Origin of the sequence: Draconibacterium sp. IB214405 (assembly GCF_033963885.1) — a bacterium.
In the GTDB taxonomy this organism is placed as follows: domain Bacteria; phylum Bacteroidota; class Bacteroidia; order Bacteroidales; family Prolixibacteraceae; genus Draconibacterium.
Window position 1 is genome coordinate 858926 of sequence record NZ_JAXBMA010000004.1, and the last position, 17478, is coordinate 876403.

Sequence of the window (17478 nt, forward strand, 5' to 3'; positions counted from 1 at the left end):
TTTCATCCTTCTTTTGCTCATCTGCCGACTGTCTCTAGGCAAATTTTCCGTTTTTCTGAATACATTATGGTCAGTTCGCACCCCCTAAATCAGCAATAAAAATTAAATAAACGACGTGAGACTCTTTAATTTTACATAACCGAAATTCATTAAATCACTAGCAGGTTTATTCATTGCAGCAGAAATTCAAACCCATTATTTACTGCAAGAATAAAACCTCTTAAAAGTTTGCCAATGAAAACACTTTTATTCACAACAATTTTTTGTCTGACCGCGTTGGTTTCGCTTGCCCAATGGGACGGCCAACCTGCAGTCACAAAAAAACATAATTTATATTCATCAGGAGAATATGTTGTAGGCGAGCAACAGGCCGGGAATATCGGCCTCAGCTACACCTATAACAACAAGTATATACTTAGCATGGGATACACGGCCACATTTAAATCGACTGTTACTCCCACTGCGGAGTTTCTGAAATCGGCCTCAAACCTTTCACCTGCCACTACTTCTGTACCCTTTGAAAATACTGAAAACCTGCACATGATGGTAGGACGGATTTTCGATCTGAATAAAAAAAGCAGCGTACGACTTGTTCTTCAGGGAGGCCCCGGAATATCAACTTTTCGTGAACCGGAATTCAATCTGACACAATCAGGAGATCAATATAATTTTGAAACTCAGACATCGAAAAAGTTTAGCCTGGTTTTAAATCCGAAAGTCGAATTGCCTTTATATTCATCGCTTGGATGTTCGGTCGGCCCAATGGTTATGGTAAACAGCAACCAAACATATATTGGTGCAGGAATTGGAATTATGTACGGATTGATAAAAAACGACTAGATAAATCGAAGACCGATTAAATAACCACCCAATCAAGAATTAGATTACTTCATTATTTGCCCAAACCTCATTAATGCCTCAGCAAAAAACTGATATTTTGTTAAGCATTTCTAACATTTTACTTCATAGATTCCGACACTTTTGATATCTTTAGACAGTTTGACGTTTGAAGAAGAAAACCCTAAGTAATTTTTTGTGATGTTGATACCAAATAGTGAAACTGAATTTATGAAAAAGATCCTTGCAATAGATGATAATAACATCAACCTGGAACTTATCGCGCAGATTGTAAAGGTTTATTACCCCGATTTCAGATTTTTTGGAGCCTTGAGCGGAGAGGAAGGAATCGCCATCGCCATAAAAGAAAATCCTGATCTGATTTTATTAGACATAATGATGCCCGACCTTGACGGGTATGAAACCTGTACACTGTTAAAGAAAAATAGCCGGACAAAACAAATACCTATCATAATGGTATCGGCTTTGGGCAGAGACAGTGCAGAGCGTACGAAAGGTTTGAATGCCGGTGCCGACTCTTTTATTTCGAAACCGTTTGACCAAATTGAGTTAAAGGCACAGATTAACGTTGCGTTACGCATAAAATCGTACCAGGTTCAACTGAAAAAGTTAAACTCCGAAATCACTCTGGTGGAGGAACGCGAACGAAGACGGATTGCCGAAAATCTTCACGACAGCCTGGGGCAAACACTTGGACTGGCTTTTATGAACCTTTCGGCAATTGATACCGAGGAATGTACTCCGGGCGTAAAAAACACGATTAAATTCACCTCAAAACTCCTGAATAAAGCCATTGAGGAGTCGCGGCGGTTAACCTACGATTTAAGTCCTCCGATTCTTTACGAATTGGGGTTACTTCCGGCCATTCAATGGAAACTGGAACAATTTGAGAAGGATTTTAAAATTGCCACCAACCTGATTGTCGAGAATGTAGGTACCAAACTTAGTAAAGAGAATAATATTTTTCTGTACCGAACAGTTGGTGAGTTACTCACCAATACATCGAAACATGCCGAAGCCACAGAAGTGACTGTGAAACAAGCAACAAAAGATGGCATGTACCGTATTTCAGTAGAAGACAATGGAATTGGAATTGATAAGTCGAGTAAAAAACCGGCATCAAACAAAGGCGGTTTCGGACTGTTAAGTATCGAAGAGCGTATTGAAACTTTAAATGGAACTTTTAGTATTGAAGCTGCTGAAAATGGCACAATAGCACAAATTGAGATTCCGTATAATATTGAATAAAATTAGTCTAACAATAACAGGATTTAGTGGTGTATACAGGCTAAAATCGCTATTTCCTGACAAACAAAAATAAAAATGAAAATTAAGGTAATAGTTGCTGACGATCATCAACTTTTTCGAGAAGGGTTAATCAACCTCTTGCATTCTGCTGACAATATTGAAGTAATTGCCCAGGCCGAAAACGGACAAGATGCGATTGATAAAGTGGAAGCATTTAAACCCGATGTGCTTTTGGTTGATATTGCGATGGAGAAAATTAACGGCATTGAAACTACCAAAATTTTAAAAGGGAAAATGCCGGAAGTTAAAATCATTGCCGTATCGATGCACTCTGATAAACAATACGTTAAAGGAATGCTTGAAGCTGGTGCCGACGGCTATTTGCTGAAAAACTGTACTTACCGGCAGCTTACTGATGCGGTTAATTCAGTTCACGACGGCAAAAAATTTCTGAGCGAAGACATTACTGAAATTGTTATTAACGGCTACCTCAATTCAAACGCCGACGAGAAGGATTCATTCTCTCAATTATCCGAGCGTGAGAAAGAAATTTTCCTGCTTTTTGCCGAGGGAAAATCAACACGCGAAATTGGCGACAAACTTTTTATCAGTGTAAAAACGGTTGGTACGCACAAACAAAATATATTCGAAAAGCTCGACTTAAAAACAAATTCCGACCTGGTAAAATATGCCTTAAAAAAGGGACTGATTCAACTTTAGCAGAAGATATTTTCCTGTAATCCGGACTGGTTTAAAGAACCCGAGTTCAGGGTTTTAGTGCAAACCTCTGTTAACACACACTTTAACTGAAATACAAACCATTAAACAAACCTACCTAAGTGAAGAAAAAAGTTATCGTGTTGGGAGCAGGACTTGTAGGAAGTTCAATTGCCAAAGATTTATCGAAAAACCACCAGGTTACCAGTGTTGATTTTGATCCAAAAGCCTTTACCAAGTTTTCTGATTTACCTGAAATTAATTGTATTCAGGAAGACCTTAGCCAGCCTGAAAAAATAAAATCGTTGGTTGCTGATTACGACCTTGTAATTGGCGCTGTTCCGGGTTTTATGGGCTATCAAACCATGAAAGCTGTTATTGAAGCCGGCAAAAATATGGTCGATATTTCCTTTATGCCCGAAGATTTTCTGTCGTTAAACGGCTTAGCCCAAAAAAATAAAGTTTGTATTGTTGCCGATTGCGGTGTTGCGCCCGGCATGGGAAATATTATCCTTGGTCATTACAACGAAAAAATGTCGGTTAAATCATACGAATGCCTTGTTGGCGGTTTACCTGTAATTCGCGAATGGCCCTACGAATACAAAGCTGTATTCTCCCCCATCGATGTAATTGAAGAATACACACGTCCTGCGCGCTATATCCAAAACTATGAATTGGTAGAAAAAGAGGCACTCTCCGATCCGGAACTGATCGATTTTGAAGGTGTTGGTACGCTTGAATCGTGGAACTCCGACGGATTACGTTCGCTGATGCAAACCATGAAGAATATTCCCGACATGATTGAAAAAACACTTCGTTATCCGGGATGTATCGAATACCTTCGTGTGTTAAGAGCATCGGGCTTTTTCTCGTACGATCCGGTTGAAGTGAACGGTGTGCAGGTACGGCCAATCGATGTTACAGCCAAATTGCTTTTTCCGAAGTGGCAATTGAAGCCCGGTGAGGAAGATTTTACGATAATGCGGATTGTCATAAAGGGAATAGAAAACGGAACAGAAAAATCTTTTACCTACCATCTGCTCGATAAATACGACCGCGAAACACAAACGATTTCCATGGCACGCACAACAGGTTACACTTGTTCTTCGGTTGCCAATCTGGTACTCGACGGGGTGTTTAATTCAGTTGGTGTTAGTGCTCCCGAAGCGGTGGGTGCACAACCAGGCAATCTCAGTTATATCTTCCAATACATGAAGGAACGCGGCGTAATATACACGCTCTCAGAGTAAAAATATCAGACCTCTCTTAAAATTAGTTTAACCTTAATTCAAACCAATTTATCTTTTGTAGCAAAATGCTATTTTTGCAGCATGGAAATGATTATTGGATTTGGGTTTTTATTGCTCACCGCTTTTGGTGTTCTACTTTTGGTAAAAGCAAATAAAAAGCAGGAGAAAACAGACAAACCACAGGAAGACGTGGTTGCACCGCCATCAGACTGTTGCGGCGCTCACGAAGTATGCGAGTTCGACCAGATAAAAATGGATGAATCGATAATTGAATATTACGATGATGAAGAGCTCGACGAGTACAAAAATGTGGACGAAAATGCCTACACCAACAACCAGATTGAACAGTTTCGCGAAGTGTTGTACACCTTAAACACCGATGAGATTAAATTCTGGCTTCTAAGCATCGAACGCCGACACATTCAACTTCCGGCCATCTTAAAAAGCGAAGCCCGAATGTTAATGGCCGAGGCATAAAACTTTTTCTACCCCATTTAAACCTCTCATTGAATCTATCGTCTTATACTGGCATTGTGAAGCCGAATTCTTATTGATTAATAATTTTTTTATCTTCATCAAATGCTTTATTTGAACGGCGAATAATTTTTAATTCGCATTATTCACCCAATTAGGTAAAATCCAACAACTGTGATAAACATGAAAAACTTTTTGTCTTTACTCGCGCTATTAATTATCTCGGCCGGTTTGTCGGCCCAAACAGAAAAACAAGAACTAACGTTCGACGATATTTTAAAGTGGAACCGAATTACCGAAACGCATCTGTCGAACAATGGTAAATATATTGCATGGAAAGAAGAACCATGGAAAGGCGATGCAACATTAAAGATCAGCACTCCCGAAGCCAAAGAAATTGCATCATTTAATTATGGTACAAAAGCGCAATTTTCAAACGATTCGCGCTACCTGATTTTTACGGAAGTTCCACCGGCAGATACCATTCGTGCTCTGAAACTGAAAAAGACAAAAAAGGAAGACCTGCCTCAGAATAAATTGGTTGTTTTTGATATTGAGGAGAATAAATCGGAAACCATCGAAAACCTGAAGTCGGTAAAAGTACCAGAAGAGTGGTCGGGCTGGATCGCATACCAGGCTAAGGATCCGAATGATTCAACAAAAAGCAAAAAGGACAAAAAGCACCCGCTCTATATAAAAGATCTTGCTACCGGATCGACAAAACAATATCCTGCAGTTAGCAGTTACGAACTGGCAAAAGACCAGCCATTTATCAGTTTTATTTCTGAAGGCGATAGTACGTTTACTGCAGGTGTTTACCTGTTTGATTTAAAGGCAGAAAAACTTTCTCCTATCTTGGAAGCAGAAGGAAAGTTCGAGCAACTTTGTATTGCCGACAATGGCGAACAACTTGCCTTTTTGGCCGATTCTACCGATGCCGAAAAACCATCTTACTCTCTTTACCATTGGGGAGGGGAAACTGAATCAATTATTGCCGACAACACAAATGCTGCCATTCCGGAAAACTGGGAAATCAGCGAAAACGGCAAACTTTCTTTTTCTGATAACGGCGAACGTTTGTTTTTCGGAACAGCTCCAATAGTTCCTGAAAAAGACACAACAATACTGGAAGAAGAAATTCCGGCTCTTGATGTCTGGACCTGGAACGAAGAGCAACTTCAAACCGTACAGCTTAACAACCAAAAAAAGGATTTGAAAAAATCATACCTGGCTGTTGTTCATCTCAATCAGCAAAAAACAGTTCAGTTGGAAACAGAACAGTTTTCGCGTATTGGAAAAATACAAAATGGCGATGCAGACAAATTGCTGGCCTTTAGCAATCGACCTTATGCCGTACAAGCCATGTGGGAAGGCGGTCCATATCACAACGATTTCTACCTGGTTGATATCAACTCCGGAGAGGCTGAAAAATTTAAAACCGACTGCCGTGCCAATCCATCTGTTTCTCCCGACGGTAAATTTGTGTACTGGTACAATGCCATCGACACAACCTGGAATACCTACGAAATTGCAACAGGTAAGGAGTATCAAATCACTGATCCGGCTACTATTCAAGCGGCAAACGAATTAAACGATGTTCCTAACCTTCCGGGATCATATCGCAATGCCGGCTGGCTTGAAGATGATGCGGCCATTCTGATCTACGATCGTTATGATATCTGGAAAGTTGATCCGACCAATTCAACCGCCCCGGTAAACCTTACAAAAAATGGGCGAAGTGAGAAAATCAACTATCGCCTTGTTCGATTTAATCCGGAACCAAATACAGGTATCAATTCTTCGGAAACAGTTATCCTGACCGGACACAACGAAATTTCGCGTGCTGATGCTTATTACGCTTTCAACCTGAGTAAAACAAAAACCCCGGAAGCTATTTTCAGCCAGAATTACAAACTGGGAAGACCTGTTAAAGCTGAGGATGACAACCTGATCGTTTTTACCAAGGAAGATTTTGAAACCTATCCGAACCTGATTGCAACCGATCTGCGATTTAAAAAAGAAACACAATTAAGCGATGCTGCACCTCAGCAAAAAGATTTTAAATGGGGAACCGCCGAACTGGTTACCTGGCGTTCGCTCGATGGTTTAGTTTTGGAAGGAACTTTACACAAACCTGAGGATTTCGATCCAAACAAAAAATACCCAATGATCGTGAATTTTTACGAAAAAAGTTCGCAAAACCTGCTTGGTTATCGTATGCCCGAAAATCATCGGTCAACAATCGATTATCATTATTACACAAGCAACGGCTATATTATTTTTAATCCCGATGTGTATTACAAAGAAGGTTATCCTGGCGAATCGGCATTTAATTGTGTAATGCCCGGAGTTACAGCGTTAATTGCCAAAGGTTTTGTTGACGAAGACCATATTGGCGCTCAGGGACACAGTTGGGGTGGCTACCAGGTTGCTTATCTTGCCACACGAACAAATATGTTTGCAGCTATTGAATCGGGTGCTCCGGTGGTAAATATGTTCAGTGCTTATGGTGGAATTCGTTGGGGATCGGGATTAAACCGCTCATTCCAGTACGAACACACACAAAGCCGTATCGGTAAATCGATTTGGGAATCGCCTTTGCGTTATTTGGAGAATTCTCCACTGTTTACACTTGATAAGATAAACACTCCGATTCTGATCATGCATAACGACGATGACGGTGCCGTGCCATGGTACCAGGGAATTGAATTCTTCATTGGTTTGCGACGTATGCAAAAGCCATCGTGGTTACTTAATTATAACGAAGCCGACCACTGGCCAACAAAACTTCGCGACATGCACGATTTCCAGATTCGGATGGCCCAGTTTTTTGATCATTACCTAAAAGATGCACCGATGCCCAAATGGATGGACGAAGGTATTCCGGCAGTTAATAAAGGTATTGATATGGGGTATGAATTGGTAGAGTAATTAAAAATTTCACTCATCTAGCTCGTACATAATAAATCCCATAATATCTGAGGATTCTTTTACATTTGAATACAAGGTAGAGGCACCATAATGTCCGGAATTCTCTTCTACCTTTAAAACTACAGGATTCTTTTGAGCGGGACGATTTTGCATTTTTGCAACGAACTTATACGAATGAAATGGAGGAACCCGGTCATCGAATTCAGAGGTAACGACCAACATTGATGGATAATTTACAGTTTCGGAAATGTTGTTGTAGGGCGAATAACTTTTCAGGTTAAAAAAGCCTAGGCTATCGCTTACCGAACCATATTCATCAGTATGGAAATTACCAACGGTAAAGTGTTCAAAACGAATCATATCGAGCGGAGCCACGATTGGGACAGCAACCTTAAATAAATCAGGGCGTTGAACTACTGAGGCAGCCACAACCAGTCCCCCGTTGGACACTCCGGTAATGGCCAGGTTTTCGTTACTGGTGTATTTGTTATTAATTAAAAATTCGGCTGCATTTATGAAGTCGTCAAACGATCGTTGTTTGTTTATTCCACGCCCGGCACGCGCCCAATCCAGTCCTTTGTCGCCACCACCCCGAATATTGGCAAAGGCATAAATACCCCCCTTTTTTATGAAATACACAATTCCGGGATCGTACGAAGGTTGCAGGATTGATCCAAAACCACCATACGCTTCAAGCAGTGTTAGGTTGCTACCGTCGAGTTTTATTCCTTCTTCATAAACAAGCACAATTGGAACCATAACACTATCATCGGTCATGTACTCCAGCTCCTCGTATTTAATTTTACTAAAATTGAAGGAAACTGTTGTGCGTTCTGTCAACTCCCGCTCAAAAGTCAGGAGGTTAAACTTGTAGATCACCGGAGGGACAGTAAAGGATCGGAGGCTAAACAAAACTTCTTCATCGTTATAACCTCCATAGAATCCACTTAACGAGGTTGCCACCGGAAATTCCATTGTAAATAAAGCTTTGCCACTATAATCGAATACCACCAAAAGTGGTCGCTGATTGGCTTGGTAAACACACACAATTCTGTCCTGAAAAGCATGAGTAGCTAACAAAATCGCCTGATTGTAATTGGCTGCTACTACCTCCCAGTTTTGTGGATCTTTGGGATTAATAAGAACAAGTTTCCCATTTTCCGAATTATAGGATGTTTTGGCCAGAAACTTACCTTCATGACTGTCTAAAATAATAACATCGTCTTTAAGATTGGTTAATAATGGGCGAAGGACGGGATTTTCAGCCTGGTAATCCAGATAAAAGATATTTATTTTCTTCGCCTGAGGATTTACCTCCTTTAAAACAAAAAAGCGTTCGTTCGAGGTAACAACATAATCAAACTCCGCATCTGGATTTCTTTTCCTGTGAAATATTAACTTATCGTCTTTCTGAGCCGTCCCTAGTTTGTGATAGTAAACCTTTTGATTAATCGTTTTCCCAAAGTCTCCTTTTTGATCGTAAGTGGTATAAAAGAAACCGTCATTTAACCACTCAACATTCGAAAATTTTAATCCGGTTAATTCATCATCCAAGTGAATGCCCTTTGCAATTTCAACTACTTTTAACTCGGCCCAATCACTTCCATTTCTGCTAAATTGATAAGCCAGGTATTTTGAATCGCCCGACACAAAGTATCCTTTTAACACAATATTGTCTTTACCTGCACCATAATTTGGATCAACCAAGATTTTGGGTTTTGAGTGTAAAGCCGTCTGATAATATAAAGCGGGGGTTCCCTGGTTGTTATAATAGGCGTAGAAGAAATAATAATCTCCCTTTTTTATCCGTCTGTTGAAGTCGGTGTAAGAGTAACGATCGATAGCCTGGAATGAATTACTTTTTGAAGACGTTTTATTTAAATATTTCGCACCTTCTTTCTTTTGACTTTGAAGCCATTGTGTATACTCGGGATTAGTAAAATCTTCGAGATACCGATAATCATCTTCTATTACATTATCAGCAAAAAACGTATCGTAAACAGGAATTTTTGGTATCGTTACAGGTTTAAAATCCTGGGCTGTGCCAACGTGTACCGATACAAAAATGTACAAACAAGCTAATAAACAGTATTTTGAAAAAAATGTAAGTTTTTCAGGTAATTGAGAGGACATATCAAACAAGTTCATTTAGGAGCCAAATATAGTTTTAATTAACAATATATTTTAATAACCGTTTTGTAGAATATTAACGGTTCTGCTTACTATTTTATCGAATTATAAATCTCTAAAGCCTCTTCAAAGTTTTCTTCCATCACACGAAGCTCGATGCCAATATTGGTCGGACTTCCCCTAAAAGTACCATCAATAGTACTTGTGATCTCATTTACCAGCATAAATTCGATGCCGGCTTCATCAAGCATTTCTTTAAACAACATGTATTTCATGTCAAAATTGCTTGTGAATGTTGCTACAGTTACCGCTTTACTCATTTGTTTTAGTTTAATTTTCTTTCAAAAAGGCCGGTAGTCGATCACCAAGAAAGTAATTCCATCCCGCCTCACAACTTTCATTCTTAAACTCCGGAATATCATCCGGAAAATCTTCCCGAACGGTATGCGTCAGTGTTAGTTCTGTTTTCCCGTCACGCGCTTTCAATTGAAAACAAACAACAGAATCACCCGGGTATTCGAGGTATTTCCACGCGTAGCAAATTTTTTCTGACGCATCTACCTCAATCACTTTCCAACAATGGGTAAATATTCTATCGCCTGAATTAACGGCAAATTGAGATGTTGAACCAATTTCTGCTTTAAAATGGTCGATATTCTCAAAATACCATTGTTTCATTCGTGCTAAATCTGTTAGCGCCAACCACACTTTTTCAATAGAAGCATCAACCAATTGGCTAACACAAACCTCCTCTCCGCTTTTCATTCGTCAAATAATAGTATTTAAGTCCAAATTCTATTGATCCGGACCTTTTTTTGTTTCGATAATTACAACACCATTTGCGCCGCGCGCTCCATAAATGGCAGAGCTGCCATCTTTAATAACGTTTATGCTTTTTACCTGAGCCGGAACAAGGGTGCTCATTATTGTATAATCAACCTGCATACCATCTACGATAATCAATGCAGCACTACTCATATTTATGGAGTTAATTCCGCGAATAATAATTTCGCCATTGCTTTGAACCTGCACTCCGGCAAATCTTCCGCGAATCAGATCGTACATGTTGGTGTATTGCGAAAAATCTACATCATCATTGGTCATTTGAGCTAATGCATTCAGGCGTTCGCCGTCTTTTACGTAACCATAACCAATGGCGTATTCTCTTGCTTTATCTCCCGCCTTCAGGTTAAGATTAACAGCAACAATTTTAGTGTTTTCTTCCAGTTTTACAGTTCTTCCCTGAAATCCTCTAGCTGATATTTTGAGCTTATCATTCGGTAGTACTTTTACCTCGAACCGACCCAGTGTATCGGTTTGTACCACTTGTTTCGAACTTTTAACGGCTACATCGGCTCCAATAATAGTAATACTATCGAAAGTGGTTACAACTCCTTTAACATAGTGCTCCTGAGCCATGCCCTGGCTAAAAACAAATACACATAAAATAAAGAGAATAAAGGGGACCAGTTTAGTTTTCATATTGTCGGCTTTTATTGAATTATTTTGTTAAAGTTACAATAAATCAATAAAATACCAATATGTTAAAAAAGCATATTAAACCTCCTCTTTTGCTGGCGAAACACGCTTCACCCGGTACGGTTTTTTCTGTTGCGATTCGAAATAAGTCCGCATTTGTAATTCGGCAATAATACCCGTTGTAATAAACTGAATACCGCCCAAAACCAATAAAATTCCGAGTAACAACAAAGGCTTTCCCCAAATGTCATTTCCCAGCACTTTTAGAATAAGCAAATAGAAGTTGATCAACACACCAATTGCCAGGGTAAAAATACCGATGTTACCAAAAAAGTGCATCGGGCGTTGCAGGTACTTTTTAAAGAAAAGCATCAGCACCAAATCGCTCATTACGCGGGTAGTACGGCTAAGATTGTATTTTGATGTTCCAAACGTACGTGGACGGTGATTCACATCAACCTGGGTGATTTTTGTAGCACCTTCGAGCGTTACCAAAGCAGGAATATATCGGTGCAGTTCGCCGTAAATATGAATATTTTTTATAGTCTCATTCGTAAAGATTTTCAAGGTACATCCCAGGTCTTTCATATAAATTCCGGTTGTACGACGGATGAGATAATTGGCGATTTTCGATGGTACTTTGCGCAGGAACATTCCGTCTTTTCGGTTGGCGCGAACACCGGCAACCATATCCCACTCTTCCTTTTCAATCATTTTCAACATCATTGGCACATCTGCCGGATCGTTTTGCAGATCGCCATCGATTAATGCAACATACTCTCCTTCTGCCTGATCGATACCTGCCTGTAATGCAGAACTTTGCCCGTAATTTCTTTTCAGCTCAACCAACAAAAACCGGTCGTCATTAATTTTTCGGATTTCTTCACGCGTTTTATCTGTCGATCCGTCGTCAACAAATATTGCTTCGTAATCAATGCCTTCCAGTGCTGCTTTGATTTCGTCAGAAAGTGGTTTAATGTTTGGCTCTTCGTTCCAAACACATATTACGAGTGAAAGCTTTTTCATTATCTGTCTTTTTCTGTTTCGAATCAGGAACTTTTGTCCCGGTGAATTGCAATACAGGTTGAAATAATTTAACCCTCAAATTGCGCTTGCAAAGGTATAAATTCTGTTTTAGGATAAGTTACTCAACACCATTAAGTTTCCATATAAACGAAAAACGTACTGTTTTGTACAACCAGTCGTGCAATCCATGCTGATATTTTATGGCTATCGCCTTTTTGTTGTATTCTCTGCGTAACTCAAAATTGAGTTGCATTGGCCGGTCTCCGTTGTTTTTATAACCAAAATATCCCGACCAGGATGGTGTAAACCGCCAGTCATTCTTTTCAAAATCAGTTCCCACTCCATACAGTAATGCATCGTTCTGAAGATTGAGTTCGTCGTTGGTTTGCCAGCTGTAAAAGCCCAACATCACATGTGGGCGAATCAGTGTTGTTTCCGGTGTGCCTAAATCTTTTGAAAAACTAAAGTCGAATGAATAAGCCGGCGTATCGGCATAACGTGCTCCCTCGAAATTTGTACCTGAGGCCGTCTTTAAAATTGCCCGGAACAATGTGTTGGGAAAAGCCCGGTCTTTAAAAAGTTGAATTAATGTAGAAAAGTAAAAATCGCCAATTGCATAACCTTTCCCGTCTTTATCGCGCGAAAAACGTTCGTCCCGTATTTCCTCGGTGTAGGAATAGTGCTCAAGAAATACGCCATACATTTCTATCGCAATTTTATTTTGAGCGAAAGGGATATAGGCGCGTCCGGAAATATCCTGTGTTGGATCGCCCGAATAAAAATGGTTCGAAACCGTAATTTCCAGCTCTGTATTTCCTTCCAGAAATCCCTTTTTAACTTCGGGCACAGGCAAGGCATTTGGACCTAAATAGCCAGGAGAAATAATCATCCAGTTTCGCCATCCCGGATCGTCACTTGTCCAACCATGGGCATCGTTCCACCACGACCAGTCTTCCTGGGCATAAACCAATTGTTGAACTGCAACTAAAAGTAGAGCTATTATTAAAAGTCGTTTCATTGCTTGTTTAAACCTGATCCGGCATCGTTTTTTGCCGGTTTTTACACGGTAAAATTCTGAGACATCAAATGTAAATGATTTTTTCAGGCTACCAAGGAGGATGACTAAAAACGTGAGGGCAAAGAAAAAAATAAGCCCTTCAGAAAAACTGAAGGGCTTACATTTAAAGTTTAAGCTTTTCTCTTATACTTTGGGGTATACCGTCTTTGTGTACCATAATACACATCGTTTTGTAATTCACATAAGGTTTCGAGGCGTAAAAATAACCTTCGTATTTGTTGTAATCGCCCCACGAGTTTTTCACTTTATAAAAAGTGTGCCCGTTTTGGTCTTTTGCCGTTCCGATAATGTGCATGCCATGATCGTCGGTTGTTTGGTAATTATCGAATGCTGTTTGACGCATTTCCTGAGTTACCACCATCTCATGAACAGGATTTTCCAGCTTATACAATTCCTTTTGTTTTTCTTTTTCAGGAAGTGCTTCCCACTTTGCAATTTCCGCATCGCTCATGTCTTCGGCCGGTGTTTCAGGAACAACAGCAACTCCTTTATTACTTGTTGCCCATCCTTTTTCGCTGATATCGGTTGCCCAGGCAACTGTTAAGCCGTTGTTTAAAGCGTAATCAATAATCTCTTCCAGCTCGTTTAACGGAACATTATAAACTTCATCCCACGACCAGTTATCGGGAACTTCCAAAATAAACTTGTCGTAAAACGGGTGGTGTGTATACGATGAAATCTCAACGTAATCATCCATATTTAAACCAACATAATCGCTGGCAAAACTTTGTGGCGTATATTGTTTTCCTTCGTATTCAAATTTTACCGGTAAATCTCCCAAATAAGAATTTAAAGTTGATTCAACAGCATCCAGCCAGGCGGTGCTAAGCTTTTTATTTTTAACAATGGCGTCAACACTCTGTTTTAACAAATTATCCATTTCACCATGAACATGTTTTTCTTCGCCATAATTCAAGCCATCGTAAACCGATTCAGGAACGATTCCAAATTCACGAATCATATTTGTTACATCGTGAAAAGCTCCTCCTGCAGTAAAATTAAGATTTCCGTGCACACGCACATGCTTTTTGGCTTTTTGAGAATAAGTGTGCCATACAATAAACATTTCTGAAAGATCGACCTCTGGTTTTCCCAGACGCAACATTTCCGACTCCAGGAACGACAGCCCTGAAAACGACCAGCAAGTACCCGAACGGTATTGATCCTTAACAGACGTTGCTGCTAATTCGATTTCATCCTCAAAGACATAACCTTTTGCCTCTTCTTCCTTTTTCTTCTCCTCTGCAAACGCACTAAATGTGTATACCACAATTAATGCAGTAAAAATCAAACGCAACTTCATATTCATTTTAAATAATTACCCTCTTAATTTGAATAGCGTCAAATTTAACAATTAATTCTTTTTTTGAAAGCGAATTTAAGGTAGACTTAATAAAAATTGAGCCCGGTTATTCACCATAAAAGTTATGTAATAAATTTATGGCTAAGTTACTGAACCTCTTTATGGCGGTAACAGTAAACGAGGTGATCATTTACCATCCCGGTTGCCTGCATGTGCGCATAAATTACGGTTGATCCGACAAACTTAAAACCACGCTTTTTCAAGTCAGCAGAAATTAAATCTGATAGCTCCGTTTTTGCAGGTAATTCCTTTAAACTTTCGAAGTTATTCTGAATGGGCTGATGATTTACAAATCCCCAAATGTAGTTATCGAAGCTTCCAAACTCTTTTTGTACCTCGAGAAAACGTTGTGCATTATTTACACAGGCGCGAATTTTTTGTTGATTGCGAATGATCGATTTATCAGTAACGAGTTGCTGAATTTTTTCTTCGTCATAACCGGCCACTTTTTGCGGATCGAAATGATCAAAAGCTTTACGAAAATTCTCGCGTTTATTCAATACAATTTGCCAGCTTAATCCCGCCTGAAAACCTTCCAACACAAAAAATTCAAACAGTTTATCATCATCATGAAGCGGCACTCCCCATTCTTCGTCGTGATACTTTATCATCAACTCGTTTTTTGTTCCCCATTCGCAGCGTTTACACATAATTTTAGATTTGAGTGTCTATTCGTTAAAAAAACTTTCTACCTGTTACTTCCAACTATGAAAATACTATTTTTGTTTGTTTTGTAAAACAGGATGAAGTAGCCGTGGGTAGAAACGGCGTATGAAAGAACTTAATAAATGAAGAAACTTACCATACTTTTTGCACTCTTGTTGTCGATGAGTTTTCTTGCCGAAGCGCAACTGAACATCAACCATTTTATAAGGGTTGGAAGAACGCGGATTTCAATCGGCAACTACACCGGTGCAATCGAATATTTTAATATTGTTATTGAATTTAAACCCTATCTGGCCGAAGCTTATTTGTATCGCGGAACCGCCAAACATTCGTTGGAAGATTACCGCGGAGCCATTGCCGACTACGACAAAGCGATTGAAATAAAACCTTATTATCCGAGGGCTTACAACAACCGGGGAATGGCCTACCACAACTTAAGGCAATACAAACGCGCCATTGAAGATTACGACCGGGCACTGGAGTTCGATCCTACTGATGAGTCGATTTACAACAACCGCGGGATTGCAAAACTGGCGCTAAAAGACATGGAAGGTGCCATTGAAGATTATAACAACGCGCTGGAGGTAAACCCAAAATCGACCTACGCGCTGATGAACCGAAGCAATGCCAAAATTGTAAGCGGCGATATTAAAGGTGCAATAAGCGATTTAAACCAGGTAATTATTATCCGGCCACATTATGCTGCCGCTTATCTAAACCGCGGACTGGCACGTTTCGAACTGGAAGATTATGCATCGGCCTTGCGCGATTACGATCAGAGTATAAAGTTCGATCCGCAAAATGCACTCGCTTTTAACAACCGGGGAATTGTAAAACACAAACTGGAAGATTACGAAAGTGCCATAATGGATTACGATATGGCTATCTCGTTAAATCCGGAAATGGCAAGTGCTTATTTTAACCGCGCCATGGCTCGCGAAATTTTAAACCGCCCGGGATATGAGCAGGACTACCAGGTTGCTGCCCAACTTAATCCGCAGTTCGATCTTAGCCAGCGAAGGATAAATGCCGAGCAGCTTGCACAACAACAGCAACAACAAAACCAGCAAAAGCAAAATCAACAACAAAATACCAACTCATCAGCGAGCAATAATCAGCAAAATTCGCAGAGTTCGCAACAGGCTTTGGCACAAAATAATCAGCCACAAAACAAACCTTCGGCCATCGACCAGAAAACAGAAGAGGAAAAAAGGAAGGAAGAGCTGGAAGCTGAAAAACGCAGAAGACGTATGCGCATGGATCTTGTGATTGAAGATACAAGAGATCTGCCGGAGGAAGTTGAAGAGGATATTGACGATGGCCGTATTCAGAATAAAAACATTGTGATCGATTTACAACCGATGTTCTTTATTTCAGCTTTTGAGAAAAACGCTGTCGATTACGATCGCTTTCAGTATTACAATTTAGGAATCGACGAACTAAATGCGCTCAACAATTACGATCCACTGCTTTCTATTACGAATAAACCGGTATCCACTTACCAATCAGTTTTCGAGAACTTTATACTGTTTTTTAACGAGAAAATCGCTATCCAGGAAAATGCGAATAACTATCTGAATCGTGGTATTTTTTACAGTCTTACCGGCGATTACAATAAATCTTTCGACGATTTGGGTAAAGCCATCGAGTTGGATGAAAAAACTTCAATTGCGTATTTTACACGCGCCAACACCCGCTACAAATTAAAAGAACAGGTTGAACTTTTAGCCGGAACGGGTTCAACAGCATCGATCTCGTTAAACGAAAGAAAAATAAACGACAACAGCAATAATAAACCTGCAACAATTGAGTACCAGGAAATTCTGGATGATTATGCTGTTACACTCTTCCTCGATCCGGAATTCTTTTTCGGCTACTACAACCGGGCATTTATCAAGCTACGTTTGGGTGAGTACCGAAGTGCGGTGGAAGATTTAAATCGTGCCATCGATCTGGAACCAGAATTTGCGGAAGCGTATTTTAACCGCGGTCTTACAAAGATTTTCCTCGACGATATTGAAGGCGGAGCACTTGACTTAAGCCGCGCCGGAGAGCTTGGAATTGAAGGAGCTTACAACATTATAAAAAGGTATTGTAACTAGGGATTAAAAAAGATTGAGAGAATTGATGGAGATTGGTCATTGGAGAATGCAAAACTGATAAATTGTTGAATTGCAAAACAGATAAGCAGCGATACCGAATCTTGGAACCTGGATGCCAGACGCTAGCTTCTTGAAACTTGTAGCTCGTGGCTCGTA

Annotated in this window: 15 protein-coding genes; 7 read left to right on the forward strand and 8 right to left on the reverse strand. The window is 39.9% G+C overall.

All coding sequences use genetic code 11. The features are described 5' to 3' along the window. Positions 1 to 234: 234 nt before the first annotated feature. The 6 genes from SLH46_RS16070 (at position 235) to SLH46_RS16095 (ending at position 7478) form a co-directional block, all read left to right on the forward strand. Entirely contained in the window at positions 235 to 840 is a 606-nt protein-coding gene (locus tag SLH46_RS16070) for a hypothetical protein (protein ID WP_320282229.1), read from the forward strand. A gap of 228 nt (positions 841 to 1068) precedes the next feature. Further along, the gene (locus tag SLH46_RS16075) at positions 1069 to 2106 is read left to right on the forward strand and encodes an ATP-binding response regulator (protein WP_320282230.1); all 1038 of its coding nucleotides are present in this window, start codon (positions 1069 to 1071) and stop codon (positions 2104 to 2106) included. Positions 2107 to 2181: 75 nt separating this feature from the next. Next, on the forward strand, positions 2182 to 2826 hold the full coding sequence (locus SLH46_RS16080; protein ID WP_320282231.1) for a response regulator transcription factor: 645 nt from the start codon (positions 2182 to 2184) through the stop codon (positions 2824 to 2826). 119 nt (positions 2827 to 2945) lie between these two features. Beyond that, positions 2946 to 4073, forward strand: coding sequence for a saccharopine dehydrogenase family protein (locus SLH46_RS16085; RefSeq protein WP_320282232.1), 1128 nt, complete (start codon positions 2946 to 2948; stop codon positions 4071 to 4073). Positions 4074 to 4154: 81 nt separating this feature from the next. After that, a complete protein-coding gene (locus tag SLH46_RS16090; protein WP_320282233.1) occupies positions 4155 to 4550 on the forward strand; it encodes a hypothetical protein in 396 nt (131 codons plus the stop codon). 180 nt (positions 4551 to 4730) lie between these two features. Next, entirely contained in the window at positions 4731 to 7478 is a 2748-nt protein-coding gene (locus SLH46_RS16095; RefSeq protein ID WP_320282234.1) for a S9 family peptidase, read from the forward strand. 9 nt (positions 7479 to 7487) lie between these two features. On the opposite strand, the gene SLH46_RS16100 is transcribed toward SLH46_RS16095, so the two are convergent. The 8 genes from SLH46_RS16100 to SLH46_RS16135 all read right to left on the reverse strand — a co-directional run bounded on the left by SLH46_RS16100 (position 7488) and on the right by SLH46_RS16135 (position 15204). Beyond that, on the reverse strand, positions 7488 to 9611 hold the full coding sequence (locus tag SLH46_RS16100) for a prolyl oligopeptidase family serine peptidase (RefSeq protein WP_320282235.1): 2124 nt from the start codon (positions 9609 to 9611) through the stop codon (positions 7488 to 7490). A gap of 89 nt (positions 9612 to 9700) precedes the next feature. After that, on the reverse strand, positions 9701 to 9928 hold the full coding sequence (locus tag SLH46_RS16105) for a DUF2007 domain-containing protein (RefSeq protein WP_320282236.1): 228 nt from the start codon (positions 9926 to 9928) through the stop codon (positions 9701 to 9703). Positions 9929 to 9938: 10 nt separating this feature from the next. Beyond that, a complete protein-coding gene (locus SLH46_RS16110) occupies positions 9939 to 10373 on the reverse strand; it encodes an SRPBCC family protein (RefSeq protein WP_320282237.1) in 435 nt (144 codons plus the stop codon). Positions 10374 to 10403: 30 nt separating this feature from the next. Continuing rightward, positions 10404 to 11090 carry a TonB-dependent receptor plug domain-containing protein gene (locus SLH46_RS16115; protein ID WP_320282238.1) on the reverse strand — a complete coding sequence of 229 codons (687 nt, stop codon included), beginning with the start codon at positions 11088 to 11090 and terminating at the stop codon, positions 10404 to 10406. A gap of 75 nt (positions 11091 to 11165) precedes the next feature. After that, the gene (locus tag SLH46_RS16120) at positions 11166 to 12113 is read right to left on the reverse strand and encodes a glycosyltransferase family 2 protein (protein WP_320282239.1); all 948 of its coding nucleotides are present in this window, start codon (positions 12111 to 12113) and stop codon (positions 11166 to 11168) included. A gap of 118 nt (positions 12114 to 12231) precedes the next feature. Next, a complete protein-coding gene (locus SLH46_RS16125) occupies positions 12232 to 13131 on the reverse strand; it encodes a hypothetical protein (protein ID WP_320282240.1) in 900 nt (299 codons plus the stop codon). Between the two features lie 163 nt (positions 13132 to 13294). After that, positions 13295 to 14500, reverse strand: a complete 1206-nt coding sequence (locus tag SLH46_RS16130) for an aminopeptidase C (protein WP_320282241.1) — start codon at positions 14498 to 14500, stop codon at positions 13295 to 13297. Between the two features lie 140 nt (positions 14501 to 14640). Then, entirely contained in the window at positions 14641 to 15204 is a 564-nt protein-coding gene (locus SLH46_RS16135; protein WP_320282242.1) for a DNA-3-methyladenine glycosylase I, read from the reverse strand. A gap of 138 nt (positions 15205 to 15342) precedes the next feature. On the opposite strand from SLH46_RS16135, the gene SLH46_RS16140 reads away from it, so the two are divergent. Then, positions 15343 to 17322, forward strand: coding sequence for a tetratricopeptide repeat protein (locus SLH46_RS16140; protein WP_320282243.1), 1980 nt, complete (start codon positions 15343 to 15345; stop codon positions 17320 to 17322). Positions 17323 to 17478: the final 156 nt, after the last annotated feature.